12 protein-coding genes are annotated in these 13,423 nt (G+C 71.3%); 6 read left to right on the top strand and 6 right to left on the bottom strand.

Translation table 11 applies throughout. The features are described 5' to 3' along the window. Window positions 1-236: 236 nt before the first annotated feature. The 5 genes from ACFWU9_RS35965 to ACFWU9_RS35945 all read right to left on the bottom strand — a co-directional run bounded on the left by ACFWU9_RS35965 (window position 237) and on the right by ACFWU9_RS35945 (window position 4,968). On the bottom strand, window positions 237-1,154 hold the full coding sequence (locus ACFWU9_RS35965; protein WP_384325303.1) for a sugar kinase: 918 nt from the start codon (window positions 1,152-1,154) through the stop codon (window positions 237-239). Continuing rightward, complete coding sequence (locus ACFWU9_RS35960; RefSeq protein WP_384325302.1) at window positions 1,049-1,459, bottom strand: cupin domain-containing protein; 411 nt, start codon at window positions 1,457-1,459, stop codon at window positions 1,049-1,051. Before ACFWU9_RS35960 ends, ACFWU9_RS35965 begins: the two co-directional genes overlap by 106 nt. 77 nt (window positions 1,460-1,536) lie before the next feature. Further along, window positions 1,537-2,361 (bottom strand): SDR family NAD(P)-dependent oxidoreductase, encoded by an 825-nt coding sequence (locus ACFWU9_RS35955; protein ID WP_384325301.1) that lies wholly within the window; start codon window positions 2,359-2,361, stop codon window positions 1,537-1,539. 198 nt (window positions 2,362-2,559) lie between these two features. Further along, on the bottom strand, window positions 2,560-3,897 hold the full coding sequence (locus ACFWU9_RS35950) for a ricin-type beta-trefoil lectin domain protein (RefSeq protein ID WP_384325304.1): 1,338 nt from the start codon (window positions 3,895-3,897) through the stop codon (window positions 2,560-2,562). 171 nt (window positions 3,898-4,068) lie between these two features. Next, window positions 4,069-4,968 carry a family 16 glycosylhydrolase gene (locus ACFWU9_RS35945; protein WP_384325300.1) on the bottom strand — a complete coding sequence of 300 codons (900 nt, stop codon included), beginning with the start codon at window positions 4,966-4,968 and terminating at the stop codon, window positions 4,069-4,071. 337 nt (window positions 4,969-5,305) lie between these two features. On the opposite strand from ACFWU9_RS35945, the gene ACFWU9_RS35940 reads away from it, so the two are divergent. The 5 genes from ACFWU9_RS35940 to ACFWU9_RS35920 all read left to right on the top strand — a co-directional run bounded on the left by ACFWU9_RS35940 (window position 5,306) and on the right by ACFWU9_RS35920 (window position 10,447). Then, window positions 5,306-6,142: an endonuclease I family protein gene (locus tag ACFWU9_RS35940; protein ID WP_384325299.1), complete on the top strand. Its 837-nt coding sequence runs from the start codon at window positions 5,306-5,308 to the stop codon at window positions 6,140-6,142. Window positions 6,143-6,337: 195 nt separating this feature from the next. Then, window positions 6,338-7,762: a glutaminase A gene (gene glsA / locus ACFWU9_RS35935; protein ID WP_384325298.1), complete on the top strand. Its 1,425-nt coding sequence runs from the start codon at window positions 6,338-6,340 to the stop codon at window positions 7,760-7,762. Between the two features lie 107 nt (window positions 7,763-7,869). Then, window positions 7,870-8,232, top strand: a complete 363-nt coding sequence (locus ACFWU9_RS35930; protein WP_384325297.1) for a DUF1304 domain-containing protein — start codon at window positions 7,870-7,872, stop codon at window positions 8,230-8,232. Then, window positions 8,229-8,825: a TetR/AcrR family transcriptional regulator gene (locus tag ACFWU9_RS35925; protein ID WP_384325296.1), complete on the top strand. Its 597-nt coding sequence runs from the start codon at window positions 8,229-8,231 to the stop codon at window positions 8,823-8,825. Before ACFWU9_RS35930 ends, ACFWU9_RS35925 begins: the two co-directional genes overlap by 4 nt. Window positions 8,826-9,019: 194 nt before the next feature. After that, on the top strand, window positions 9,020-10,447 hold the full coding sequence (locus tag ACFWU9_RS35920) for a PP2C family protein-serine/threonine phosphatase (protein WP_384325295.1): 1,428 nt from the start codon (window positions 9,020-9,022) through the stop codon (window positions 10,445-10,447). A gap of 57 nt (window positions 10,448-10,504) precedes the next feature. On the opposite strand, the gene ACFWU9_RS35915 is transcribed toward ACFWU9_RS35920, so the two are convergent. After that, complete coding sequence (locus ACFWU9_RS35915) at window positions 10,505-11,998, bottom strand: hypothetical protein (protein WP_384325294.1); 1,494 nt, start codon at window positions 11,996-11,998, stop codon at window positions 10,505-10,507. Between the two features lie 230 nt (window positions 11,999-12,228). Between ACFWU9_RS35915 and ACFWU9_RS35910 the strand changes: the two genes are divergently transcribed. Next, window positions 12,229-13,350: a phosphotransferase gene (locus tag ACFWU9_RS35910; protein ID WP_384325293.1), complete on the top strand. Its 1,122-nt coding sequence runs from the start codon at window positions 12,229-12,231 to the stop codon at window positions 13,348-13,350. Window positions 13,351-13,423 lie beyond the last annotated feature (73 nt).

The following is a 13,423-nucleotide window of genomic DNA, read 5'->3' as shown; positions in this document are numbered from 1 at the left end:
GCTCCCGACCGCGAAGGTCGGGAGCGGCTCTGTCATGGCCCGCCCAGGCGGGCCCCCTTGGGGAAGCCCCACCTCGCGAGGTGGGGCACGGCCGCTGGAGAGCCTCGACCACGTGCACCCGTACGGGTGCGGAGTCGCGCACCCTCCTCAGGATGTCTCCCCTCGCAACGCCGATCGCCGGACGGGCAGAAGCCCGTCCGGCGATCGAGGGTGAAGCGGTCGAGCGGGCCCGGGGGCTAGGTGGGGAGACCGCCCGCCCGGCGTACGGCGTCCGCCGTCGGGATCGGGCCCACCGCGCCGTGGCCGGTCGTGGTGAGCGCCGCCGCGACCACCGCGTAGCGTGCCGCCTCCAGCGGGGAGTCCCCGTCGAGCAGCCGTGCGGCGAAGGCGCCGTCGAAGGTGTCGCCCGCGCCGGTCGCGTCCGTGGGCACGACCCGATGGGCCGGCACATGGGTGGTGCGGCCCTGCTCGCCGAGCAGCACGCCGTCGGCGCCCATCTTCAGGGCGACGACCGACGGGCCGCGCCGGGCGAACTCCCCCAGCACGTCGGCGGGTTCGTGCGCGCCGGTGAGCAGCCGGCCCTCGTCCAGGTTGGGCAGGACGATGTCGGCCAGTTCGGCGCTGCGCATGACGACGGCGCGGGCGCGGGCCACCGGCCACAGCGCGGGCCGGTGGTTGGGGTCGTACGAGACGAGCGTGGAGTGCGCGCGGGCCCTCTCCATGGCGTGGAAGGCCGCGTCGCAGGCGGAGGGGCTGATCGCCTGGGTGATGCCGCTGATGTGCAGCAGCCCGGCGGCGGCGACCGCCTGCTCCGGAACGTCCTCGGGAGTCAGACGGCTCGCCGGCGACCCGGCGCGGCGGTAGGTGAAGGCGTGCCTCCCCTCGCCGTGCCGGGTGATGAAGTAGATGCCGGTCGCGCCACCGGGTTCGGCGACGACATGGGTGGTGTCGACGCCTTCCCGGTTCCAGAGCCGGACCAGTGCCTGTCCGAAGGCGTCGTCGCCGACGCGGGTGATGTAGCCGGTGCTCGCGCCCGAACGGCGGGCGGCTATCGCCATGTTGGAGGTGTCGCCGCCGAAGCCGGTGTGGAAGGCGGTGGAGGTCTCCAGCGCTCCTTCGGTCGCGGCGTTGAATTCGAGCAGGGGCTCTCCCATGGAGAGCACGGAGGGGCTGGTGTCCGCCATCGCGTCAGATCCGGTTGTACTTGGCGAGGCCGTCGCGCAGCGATCCCGACGACAGGATCAGCTCCGGGGTGGCGGTGGCGTGAAACGATCCCCGCCGCCGTGACCTTGAGGAGATTGCACCACTGGCCGGTGACGGTGTTGAACAACAGCGGCCGGAACCACACGTCGGGGGCCTGTGGCACCCAGATCCGGTCGTCGTCGGGCAGGGCCGCGACGGCGATCTCCTCCGGGACCACGGTGGACAGCGGGATGACGGGGCCTTGCGGGTCGGTCATGGTTCTCTCCTCCTGGGGGTGGGGAGTCCGGGGGCCCCCGAGTCCTGGGCCTGAAGTCCCGGCGGTGGTCCGGGAGTTCAGGCGGCGAGATATCCGCCGTCCACGGGGAGTACGACTCCGGTGACGAAGCGCGCGTCCTCGCCGCACAGGAAGGTCACGGCGCCCGCCACGTCGGCCGGCTCGCCCCAACGCCCCAGCGGGGTGCGGTCGATGATGCGCCGGGCCACCGCGTCGTCGGCCCGCAGATCCGCCGTCAGGGCCGTACGGATCCATCCCGGCGCGACGGCGTTGACGCGGATGCCGTCCCCCGCCCAGGCGACGGCGAGTGCTTTGGTGAGCTGGGTGATGCCGCCCTTGCTGGCCGTGTACGCGGGCACCCGGGGGCCGCCGAAGAAGCTCAGCATGGACGCGACGTTGACGACGCAGCCGCCCGAACCGCTCAGCAGGCCGTGCGAGGCGACGCAGGCACGCATGGTGCCTGTCAGGTTGACGTCGACGACATGGGCGAAGACCTCGGGCTCGTACTCACGGCCCCGGGCGATCACACCGGCGGCGTTGACGAGGACGTCGAGGCGCTCCATCCCGCCGAGGAGGTCCTCCAGTTCACCGTCGTGGGTCAGGTCCATCTCGACCAGGCGGACCGAGTCGGGGAGCCGCCCGGCCGCGCCGCCGGCGTCGAGCCCGGCGGCGACGACCCGGGCGCCGGCGGCGGCGAAGCGTTCGGCGACGGCCGCGCCGATGCCGCTCGTGCCGCCGGTGACGACGACCGTGCGCCGGTCGTCGCCCGGCGCGGTCCCGGCCGCCGCGCGCGACGCCCCGCGGTCGCCCTCGCCTTCACCATCGTGTTCTCCGTCGCGCTCCCCGTCGTGATCGACGGGTTTCGCAAGGTGCTCCTCGCTCACTGCCATTCCCTCCGCACGGAAACACGACGCTACGGATTCGATTCCAACAGCCCTGGCGGCGAGGGGTCCTCGATCATGCGGGAGGAGGATGACCCCCATTCGATTACGGCGTTCCCGGCCCGGTCCGGGAACGCGGACCGCCCCGGACACCGTGGATGACCGGTGTCCGGGGCGGGTGGCCGTGTGCCGTGTTCCGGGTCAGCCCCGGTACTGCGCCAGTACGCGGGTGAAGTCCCACGCCGCCTGGCTCACACCGGAGCAGGTGTCGGCGCCGCCGCCGGTGCACGGCCGGTCACGGTTGACCGACCAGAAGGTCAGCCGGGCGAGGTGACGCTGCTGCGCGTAGGCGAGGATCGTACGGAAGTCGGCGACGGTGATGGTCTCGCCGACGTCGGTGATGCCGTTCATGGACGAGATACCGGTCTTGCGGTAAGCCTCGTCGTCTCCGTAGCCGTACGCGTTCTTGACCGCGGTCTTCAGGCCCTCGGCCGCGCGGACGGACAGCGTGCCCATGTTCTGGCCGTTGCCGCCGAAGTTGAACGGCATGATCGTCCAGCTGTCGACCGTGAGCCCGGAGGAGGCCGCGCGGTTGATCAAACTGGTGTCGGGGCCGTTCTGGCCGGTGCCGAAGGTGATGTAGATCTTGATGCCGGGGTTGTTGGCCCGGATCGTCTTGAGCGCGTCGACCGTGCGCTGCTGGACGGTCGGGCTGTCGTACGCGGCGGCCTCGATGTCGATGTCGATGGCCTTCAGACCGTACGCGTTGATGACCTTCTGGTACGCGGCGGCCAGCTCACCGGCGCTGCCGCAGGAGCTCTCCAGCTTGTTGCCGCTCCAGCCGCCGAAGGACGGGATGACGTCGCCGCCGCCCGCGCGCACGGTGTTGATGGTCTGCTGGTCCACTCCCCCGGTCAGCGGCCGGCCGCCGTCCCACTGCGGGTTGCAGTAGCCGTTGCTGAGGACGAAGGCGAGGGTGAACCACTTGACGCCGGTGGCGTTCTGGACGGTGGCGGGGTTGGGCGGGCTGCCCCAGCCGTTGTAGATGTACGGCGCGACGGCCATGGGGGCGCCGCCCGGGTCGGGGTTCCCGCCGCCGGTGGGCGCGGTCCACTTCTGGTTGGCGGCGCCGGTGCAGGTCCACAGCTGGAGCCGGGTGCCGTTGGCCGAGCTGCTGCCGGTGGCGTCCAGGCACTTGTCCGCCTGGGTGTTGACGATGTCGCGGGCGGCCGAGACGGTCCACTTCTGGTTGGCGGCGCCGGTGCAGGTCCACAGTTGGAGGACGGAGCCGTTCGCCGTGCCGTTGTCCTTGACGTCCAGGCACTTGCCGAGCGCGCGGATCGTGCCGTCGGAGGCGACGTCCCACTGCTGGGCCCCGCTGCCGTTGCAGTCGTACAGCTGGACGGCGGCGCCGTTGGCGGAGCTCGCGCCCGCCACGTCCACGCACTTGCCGCCGAGGCCGGTGATGGTGCCGACGGCCGCGGGTGCCGCGGTCGCCGGTGTCACCGTCATGGTCGAGGCGACGGCCACCAGGGGCATGGCCAGCAGAGCCAGGGGTCTGAGGTGCTTCCAGGGCTTGAACGAGGCAGTCATGCGAGGTCACCGTCCACTTCGGAGGGGGCCCCACCGGGTGTGCCCGGTGGGCCTGTTCGCCGTTCGGGCGCCGGACAGGCAGAGCCTGCGCGGCGCCCGGACGGCAGACCGCGGGTACTAGTCGCTGACGCGTACGTAGTCGACGACCAGTTGTTGCGGGAAGACTGTGCTGCCGTCGGGGTCGCCGGGCCAGTAGCCGCCGACCGCGAGGTTGAGGATCAGGAAGAAGGGCTTGTTGAACACCCACTGCCGGCCGCCGAGATCGGCGGGTGTGCGCGTCTGGTAGACCTGTCCGTCCACCGACCACTTGATGGAGTCGGGTGCCCAGTCGATCGCGAAGGTGTGGAAGTTGTCCGCGAACGCCTCGCCGTTCGGCAGGCTGTAGCCCGCGCCGATGCCGCCCTCGCCGGAGTAGCCGGGGCCGTGGAGCGTGCCGTGGACGGTGTTGGGCTCGAAGCCGACGTTCTCCATGATGTCGATCTCGCCGCTGTTGGGCCAGCCGACGTCGCCCATGTCGCTGCCGAGCATCCAGAACGCGGGCCAGATGCCCTGGCCGCGCGGGATCTTGATACGGGCCTCGACGCGTCCGTACGCGGAGTCGAACTTGCCGGCGGTGTTCAGCCGGGCGGAGGTGTACTCGCACCGGCCGTACCAGCACTGGTAGTTGCCCGGGTTCTCCTTGCGGGCGGTGATCACCAGATTGCCCTGGCCGTCGAGCTGGGCGTTGTTGTTGCCGGAGGTGTAGTACTGCCGCTCGTGGTTGTTGACGTTGTCGCCGGTCTCGATCTGCCACTTGCTTCCGTCGACGCCCGCTCCGGCGGGGCCGTCGAACTCGTCGGCGAACTTGATCGCCGCGGGAGCGGCGGCGGCGTGGGGGCCGTCCGCCGCGGTGGCTCCGGCGGGCACGGCGGCCACGGCTCCGGAGGTGCACAGAAGTGCGAGGGTGTACAGCGCCGTACGGCGCCGCCAGGACATGGGCACGGTCATCACATCGCTTTGCGTGGGGGGCATGCGCATGACAGGTGGGGCTGTGGGGGAAGCGCTCGCGCGCTTATTTCAATGCTTGATTTAAGGCAGCCGGGGCGCCCTCGTCAAGAAGTTGGTATGGACCAAAATAATCAGCAGTGTGTTTTCGGCCCATCCATGTGAACGTCCGGCGTGACTCGACCCCTACTCAACTCCCGGTGCGCGCCCGCATCTTGACCTGCACATGATGGTCGCGGAGCATTCACCCCGGCGTCACAGCCACTGTGGAAAGCTCCTGCGGAAACGTCACATCGTCATGATCACCGCGCGCACCGCCTCCACCCTCGGCCGTGCGCGCGGTGATCTCTTTTGGAGAGGACACCCCCATATGTCCCGTCGTCACCACCTCGCCGCGCGGCCCGTGCTGGCGCTGTGCGCCGCCGCCGCGGTGCTCGCCGGCAGCGCGTCCGCCGCCCCGGCCGCCACACCCCCGGCGGCCACGTCGGGAACCGCCGCCGCCCCGACCGGAACCGCGGCGCTGGACGACACGTACTACGAGGGCGCGCTCGGCAAGACCGGGCCCGCCCTCAAGAGCGCGCTCCACTCCATCATCAGCGACCAGACGCGCCTCTCGTACAGCGCCGTCTGGGAAGCCCTCAAGGTCACCGACCAGGACCCGCGCAACTCGGCGAACGTGGTCCTCCTCTACAGCGGGATCTCACGCGCCAAGTCCAGGAACGGAGGCGCTGTCGGCGACTGGAACCGCGAGCACGTGTGGGCCCAGTCCCACGGCGGCTTCGGTACGTCGCAGGGCCCCGGCACCGACGTCCACCATCTGCGCCCCGAGGATGTCCAGGTCAACGGCATCCGTGGGAACAAGGACTTCGACAACGGCGGCAGCCCGGTCAGCGGCGCCCCGGGCAACCTCACCGACAGCGACTCCTACGAGCCGCGTGACGCGGTCAAGGGCGATGTCGCCCGCATGATCCTCTACATGGCGGTCCGCTACGAGGGCAACGACTCGTTCGCGGACCTCGAACCGAACGACCGCGTCAACAACGGCTCGTCCCCCTTGATGGGACGGCTGTCCGTGCTGAAGCAGTGGAACGACGAGGACCCGCCGGACTCCTTCGAGAAGCGCCGCAACGACCTCATATTCAGTCAGTTCCAGCACAACCGGAACCCGTTCATCGACCACCCCGAGTGGGCCGAGTCCATCTGGTGACACCGCCCGGGTGAACGGCGCGGGTGACACGGCGCGGCCTGCCGGGGACGGCCCCCCGGGCTGCCAGAGTCGGTCGCGTTAACTCCAAGCGCCCCCATCGGGGAATGCTGGCCGAAGCCCCCGGTCGCGGACGCGAGTCCGTGACCGGGGGCTTCGGTCTGCCCCGGCGCACTCACCAGCCCCTGGAGGTCGTCCGTGACATCCGTCCCGGCCACCGATGTGATCACCGACGCGCTGGTGGAGCTCCAGCGGCGGGTCGCCACCCTGGACGAGGGTGAAGTCGCCTCGTACATCCCCCAGTTGGCCACCGCCGATCCGCGTACCTTCGGGATCGCGCTGACCAGCATGGGCGGCAACCACTACTGGTCGGGCGGTGTCGACACGCCCTTCACCCTCCAGTCGGTGTCGAAGCCGTTCGTCTACGCGCTGGTCCTGGCGGAGCTGGGCCTGGACGAGGTGACCCGCTGGGTCGGCGCGGAGCCCAGCGGCGAGGCGTACAACGCGATCAGTCTGGAGCCGAACACCGGACGGCCGGCGAACGCGATGATCAACGCGGGGGCGATCGTCACGACCGCGCTGGTACCGGGAAGGGACGAGGAGGAGCGGTTCGAACGGATCCTCGACTGTCTCGGCCGGTTCGCCGGCCGGCGGCTGGACGTGGACGAGAGGGTCTGGGCCTCGGAGTCCGAGACCGGGGACCGCAACCGCGCCCTGACGTATCTGATGCGCGGCGCCGGATCGCTGCCCGGCAGCCCCGACGGGGTGGAGACGTACTTCCGTCAGTGCTCGGTACGGGTGACGACGGCCGATCTGGCGGTCATGGCCGCGACGCTGGCCAACGGCGGCGTCAACCCCTCGACGGGCGAGACGGTGGTGCCCGAACCGGTGGCGGTGCAGGTCCTCGCGGTGATGGCCTCCTGCGGGATGTACAACGCGTCGGGGGACTGGCTGCTGCGGGTCGGACTGCCGGCGAAGAGCGGGGTGTCGGGCGGGCTGATCGCGGCCAGCCCGGCCCGGTTCGGGCTGGCGGTGCACAGTCCGCCGCTGGACCCCATGGGCACGCCGGTACGGGGCGTGGCCGTGCTGCGCGAGCTGTCGACGCGGTTCGGGCTGCATCTGATGCGCCGGTCCTCGCGGACCGCGCCGACGGTGAAGCTGGCGGAGACCGCGCGGACCGCCCCCTCCGACCGCCCGCGCAGCGACGCCGAGCGTGAGGTGATCGAGCGCGCGGGCGACAACGTGGCGATCGTCGCGGCCCAGGGGATCCTCGACTTCACGGAGACGGAGCGGCTGCTGCACGAGTTGGGCAACGTCGTCCCCGACGAGCCCGGCTGGGTGGTGCTGGACCTGGAGGAGGTCTCGGAGATGCGGCCGTTCGCCGAGATCATGCTGCGCGAGGCGCTGACCGGTCTGGCGTCGCGGGGCCATCAGGTGACGGTGGTCGGCGATCTGGCCCCGCACCCCGACGAGTCCACGGAGCCGGGGGGCGAGGGCGCGTGGCGCCAGTTGCCGTCACGCGAGACGGCGGTGGGCCGGTGCGAGGACGCGCTGCTGTCGGCGGGCATCAACCGGCAGCAGGGAGGGGCCGGTTCGGAGCGGGACGGCGACGAGGCGCCCTGACGACGGGCCGTGAGAGGGCCCGCAGGGGGGTGAGTGCGTCATCTCCTGGACAGGTGTCTATAGTTCACGGACATCTGTCCGGAAGACCGACCCCTGAGGATGTCCCCGTGAGTACCGCCGCCCAGATCCTCGTCGCCCTCGTGGCCGCCCTCCACGCCTACTTCCTGGTGCTGGAGATGTTCCTCTGGGAACGCGCTCCCGGCCGGAGCCTGTCCGGGTTCGACGCGGAGACCGCCCGTACCACCGCCGCCCTGGCCGCCAATCAGGGCCTCTACAACGGTTTCCTGGCGGCGGGCCTGGCCTGGGGGCTGGTCGCGGACGACCCGACCGGACAGGACGCGCGGATATTCTTCCTGAGCTGTGTGATCGTCGCCGGGGTGTACGGCGCCGTCACGGCCAACCGCCGCATCCTCTTCGCCCAGGCCGTGCCTGGCGCGCTCGCCCTGGCCCTCGTACTGGCGGCGGGATGAGGGGCGGAGCCTCCGGCGCGAGCGCCGGTCCCGCGCCGCCGGGTGATCCGCGGGCGGCCCGGACCCGGGCCGCCCTGCGGCAGGCGCTGCTCGACGAGTGTGCGGAGCGCCCGCTCGAACAGGTGGGCGTGGCCGCCCTGGTGCGCCGGGCGGGGGTCGGACGCGCCACGTTCTATCTGCACTACGCGGACCTGCGGGCGCTGGCCGTCGACGCGTGCGCCACGGTCGTCCGGGACGCGGTGGACGCCCTGCACGCCTGGCGCGGCCGGCCGGACCCCACGACCCCGCCGGCGGCCCTGACGGAGTTCTTCGCCGCTCTCGTGCCCCACGCCGGTCTGTACCGCACGCTGCTGCGCCCGGGCGGGGGCGGGCCGCTCGGCGAGCTGCTCCACCGGGAGCTGCGGGAGCGCAGCCGTAGGGAACGGGCCCTGGCGGGGGCCCCGGAGCCGGAGCTGATCGCCTCGGCGGTCGCGGCGTCGTTCGCCGGTGTGCTGGCGGACTGGCTGCACGGTCTGATCGACGCGTCGCCGGAGGCGGTCGCGGGACAGGTGTGGCGACTACTCGTCGTACTCCACAGCGCCCCGGTCCGCTAGCCGGGAACCGACCGGCGTACGCCGGCGCATCAACTGCCCGTGACGGTAGGTCACTTGCCCAGCCTGTGGCATATGCCGTGAGCACCACCGGATCGAGTGTTGCCGAATCCCTTACGAGCCGTAGCGGCCTGTGCAACAGTCGTAACGGTCCATCCTTCAGACCTGGCAGTGCCACGCCTGTATCGGAGTTCGAGATGCCGTCCCATCTGTTCGCGGACCCTCCCGCCCCGCAGCCACCGGAGCGGGGTGTGGTGGAGTCCCTCATCACGCGCACCCGCAGGCTGCGCGGCGATGTGGACGCCGTGCGCAGGGACACCCTGGCCGACGAGCACGACACACAGTGGCGGTGGCAGCGCGCGCTCTGCGACCTGGCGGTCCATCAGCTGGACGATCTCGGCGCCCACTTGGGACAGCTCAGGAACGGGCTGCCGGGCGACGAGACCGACACGCCGTCCGTCGGGGCCGCCGGGGCGGTCCCCCCCGGCGACGACAGCGGTTCGCTGCTGAGCCGGGTCGGCAGCGCCGAGTGGAATCTCCTCACGGACGAGGTCACCTGGTCGCCGGAGCTGTACGAGATCTTCGGCCGGAGGCCCGAGAAGGGCCCGATGACCCTGGACGAACTGCCCTCGGTGATGGTCCCCGAGGACCAGGGTCTGCTCCAGACCCTGGTGACCGAGTGTCTGGTCGACGGCAGGCCCATCGACAGCGAGTTCCGTATCGTCAGGACCGACCGGCGCGTGCGCACGCTGCACATGTTGGGCGAGCCCGTGCTCGACTCCGACGGCTGTACGGCCTCGATGTGGGCGGTGCTGCGCGATGTCAGCGAGTTACGCCGCAGCCAGCGCGCCGTCCATGAGTCCGGTGACACGCTCCTGCGCCGTGAGCGCAGTGCCAGGACCGAACAGCGGCTCGTGGTCGAGTTGCAGGAGGCCGTGCTCCCGTCGTGGCGCGGATCGCTCCAGTCACCGCAGAGCGAGCCGGGCACGCTGGATCTGGCGGGTCACTATCTGCCGCCGGCCGGGGCCGGCGGACTCGTGGGCGGCGACTGGTTCGACGCCCTGAAACTGCCCGACGGCAGCACCCTGTTGTCGGTCGGCGATCTCACCGGCCACGGGGTGACGGCCGCCTCCACGATGGCGATGCTGCTCGGCGCCCTGCGCGGTATGGCGGTGGCCGGGGTCGAACCCGGCGCGCTGATGGGCCATCTCAACCAACTGCTCGACACGGCCGAGCAGCCGGCGCTCGGCAGCGCCGTCTGCTGCCGCTACCGCGCGGAGACCCGCACCCTGGTCTGGGCGCAGGCGGGTCACCCCGCCCCGCTGCTGTTCCGCGACGGGACGGGGCGCGCGCTGACTCCACTGGACGGCGTCCTGCTCGGCGCGACATCGGGTGCCGCGTACGAACAGGCCGAGATCCAGTTGCTGCCCGGTGATCTGCTGGTGCTGCACACCGGCAGGCTGACGGACCGGACAGGGGTGGACCGGCTTCTGGCGCTCGGGCCCCGCCTGACCGGGGCTCGTGACGCGCAGGACTGTGTCAGGACGGTCGTCGAGGAGTTCGGCGAGACCGGACGCGAGGACGACGCCTGTGTACTGGTGGCGAGGATCGGCCCGGAGTCGTAGCCGCCGGGGACCTGACCCCGGCCCCCGAACTCCCCCGGGGAGACACCGAGTCGCCGACTAGATCTCCGAACTCCTCGATTTCTTCCCGGGTGTACGCGGCAGGACCGCGTCGATCTCCTCGCGCAGTTCCTGGATGGTGGTGTGCGCCGCGTACTGGCCGGTGAGCCGGTACATCTCCCGCAGCCGGTCCCAGGTGCGGTGCGACGAGGTCTCCCCCATCGACACCAGCGCCAATCGCGCGTACCGGTCGGCCTGTTCGGGATCGTCCGCGATGAAGCAGGCCGAGGCCAGCGACAGATAGTCGAAGATCATCGACCGCTGTCGGCCGTTCTGACGCAGCTCGATCGCCCGCTTGGCATGCCGTTGAGCTATGGCCGCCGCCGCCGGTTCGTGATCGGCGAGCGTACGGTAGGCCAGCGCCTCCATGCCGTGCAGATCCGCCTCGTCGAACATCTGCATCCAGCTCGGCGGCGGCACGTCGTTCTTGTCCGAGACGAACAGGTCCTCCGCCTCGCCCAGGGTCCTGCGCATGGCCTGGCCGCGTCCCATCGACGCCTGTGCCCAGGCCTCGATCGTGCAGAGCATGGCCCGGGTGCGCGGCAGCACCTCGTCCCCGGAACCGGACTTGGCCAGCTTCATCAGATCCAGCGCCTCGTCGGGCCGCCCCAGATGGACCATCTGACGGGCGGCCCTGGAGAGCGCCTCGCCGGCGCGCGGACGGTCGCCGCCCTCGCGTGCCGCGTGGGTGGCGATGACGAAGTACTTCTGGGCGGTGGGTTCGAGGCCGACGTCGTGCGACATCCAGCCGGCCAGGACCGCCAGGTTGGCAGCGACGCCCCACAGGCGGCGCTGGAGATGGGGAGGGTGGCGGTACGACAGCATGCCGCCCACCTCGTTGAGCTGGCCCACCACCGCCTTGCGCTGGAGGCCGCCCCCTCGGGCGGCGTCCCAGGCCCTGAAGACGTCGACGGAGTTCTCCAGGGCGTCGATCTCCTGGGACCCGATGGGGGCGGCCTCGTAGCGGTCGTACCCGGCGGGGTCGGCGTGCAGGGGATCGCCGCTCCGGGGAGCGTCGTCGGACAGTGCGGGGTCGGAGTGCAGCCAGTCGTACATGGAACTACTGAGTGCGGTGCCTGCGGTGAGCACGGCGCCCGCGCCCACCAAGCCGCGTCGGTTGAGCATGAGGTCCATTCCCGTGAATTCGGTGAGGACCGCAGCCGTCCGGTCGGGCGCCCAAGGCAGGCCGTCGGGGTTCGATGCGCCCCCGGCGTCCCGTCGTCTCCCCGCGCGTCCGTGTCGTACGAACCCGAGGTCCTCGATGGTCACGACACGGCCGAGCCGCTCGGTGAACAGAGACGCCATCACCCTCGGTACCGGATCGCGGGGGATCTCCCCCATGTCGATCCAGCGTCTGACCCGCGAGGTGTCGGTGGCCAGCTGGGGGTGGCCGAGGGCCGCCGCCTGTCTGTTCACCAGCCGCGCGAGTTCGCCCTTGGACCAGCCGGCGAGGCCGAACAGGTCCGACAGGCGGGCGTTGGGTTCTCCGGTCACGTCAAGCCCCCAGGTTCTCGGCTGAGTTGACAGTAACCGTCTGTCAGATGCCTGGCGACTATTCGCCAGGCTTCGCCAGGGTGCGCCACATGGTGTGCCACCCGCGAACGGGTGTCGTGTAGGAACGCGCCACCCCGCCCCGGGGGTCCGACACATTCCCCAGGGTGCGGAAGGACCGCCGGGACGGGTGGCGCGGGAATTCGTCGGTACACGAAGGGATCCGTTCGCCCATGTACACAGCGTCGTCGTACACAGCATCGTCCTCCGTGACCGTCCCGTCCCGTCAGCCCCGGCCACCCGCGGCCGGCGGCGGACCGTATCTCGACCCCTCCCACGCCGGCCGGACCAAGCGCTGGCCGGCCGCGGCGAGCGGGCCGCTCGGCGGCAGGCTGGACCTGTCGGGCCCCCAGGGCGCGCAGTTGAGGATGGCCGTCGCCGCGGTGCACCGGATCTGTCCGGAGTTCAACCCGGTGCAGGTGCTGCGGCGCAGCGGCCGGTCGGTGCTGCTGGTCGGGACGACCGGGCGGACGACCGCGGTGGCCAAGTGTCTGCTGGACCTGTCACCCGCGTGGGCCGAGAGCTTCCGGCACGAGATAGCTACGTATCGCTCGTTCGTGCGGCACCGGCCGCCGGTACGGGCCCCCCGGCTCATCGCCGCCGATCCCGACAACTGCACGCTGGTCGTCGAGCGGATGTCCGGCCGCGCCGCGGCGCTGTCGCGCCACCCCGTGGAGGCTCCTCCGCGCGCCGACGTACGGGCCGTGCTTTCCGCGGTGACCAGGCTCAACACCTGGCGTCCGCCGGGCGACATGTTCGTCGCGGGTCTCGACTACGCGTCGCGGATCACCCGCTACCACGAGCTCGGTCTCTTCACGGACCGGGATCTGGGCGATCTCCAGACGCTGATGCGTGGTCTGGGGCGGCCGGGCACGCGGCAGTTCTGCCACGGTGACGCGCTGCTCTCCAACATGCTGCTGTCGCCCGCGGGGGCGGTGCTGGTCGACTGGGAGCACGCCGGCTGGTATCTGCCCGGGTACGACCTGGCGACGCTGTGGATGGTGCTCGGGAACAACCCGGTGGCACGGCAGCAGATCAGCAAGCTCGCGCAGGTCAGGGGTACGGCGGACCGGGACGCCTTCCTGGTCAATCTGATGCTGGTGCTGACCGGTGAGATCCGTAAGTACGAGACGGCGGTGCAGCGCACCATGCGCGAGGCGCCCGCCGCCGGGGCGAACCAGCCCCCGCCGGGTGGGGCGCCGACGGGCGAGGAGCAGCGGCTGCTGCTGCGCCGGCTGCACGACGACTGCGCGATGGCCCGGCGGGCCGTGCGCGCCGCGGTGGGGACACGCTGATCTCCGGCCGGGTCTCCGGCTGATCCGCGTGTCCCGCGCGGGAGAGGCGCGTCGTGCGCCCGGTGCGGCACAC

This window comes from Streptomyces sp. NPDC058653 (assembly GCF_042716895.1).
Lineage (GTDB): Bacteria > Actinomycetota > Actinomycetes > Streptomycetales > Streptomycetaceae > Streptomyces.
The sequence above is the reverse complement of the archived record's forward strand: the minus strand, read 5'-3'. Positions and strand labels throughout refer to the sequence as shown.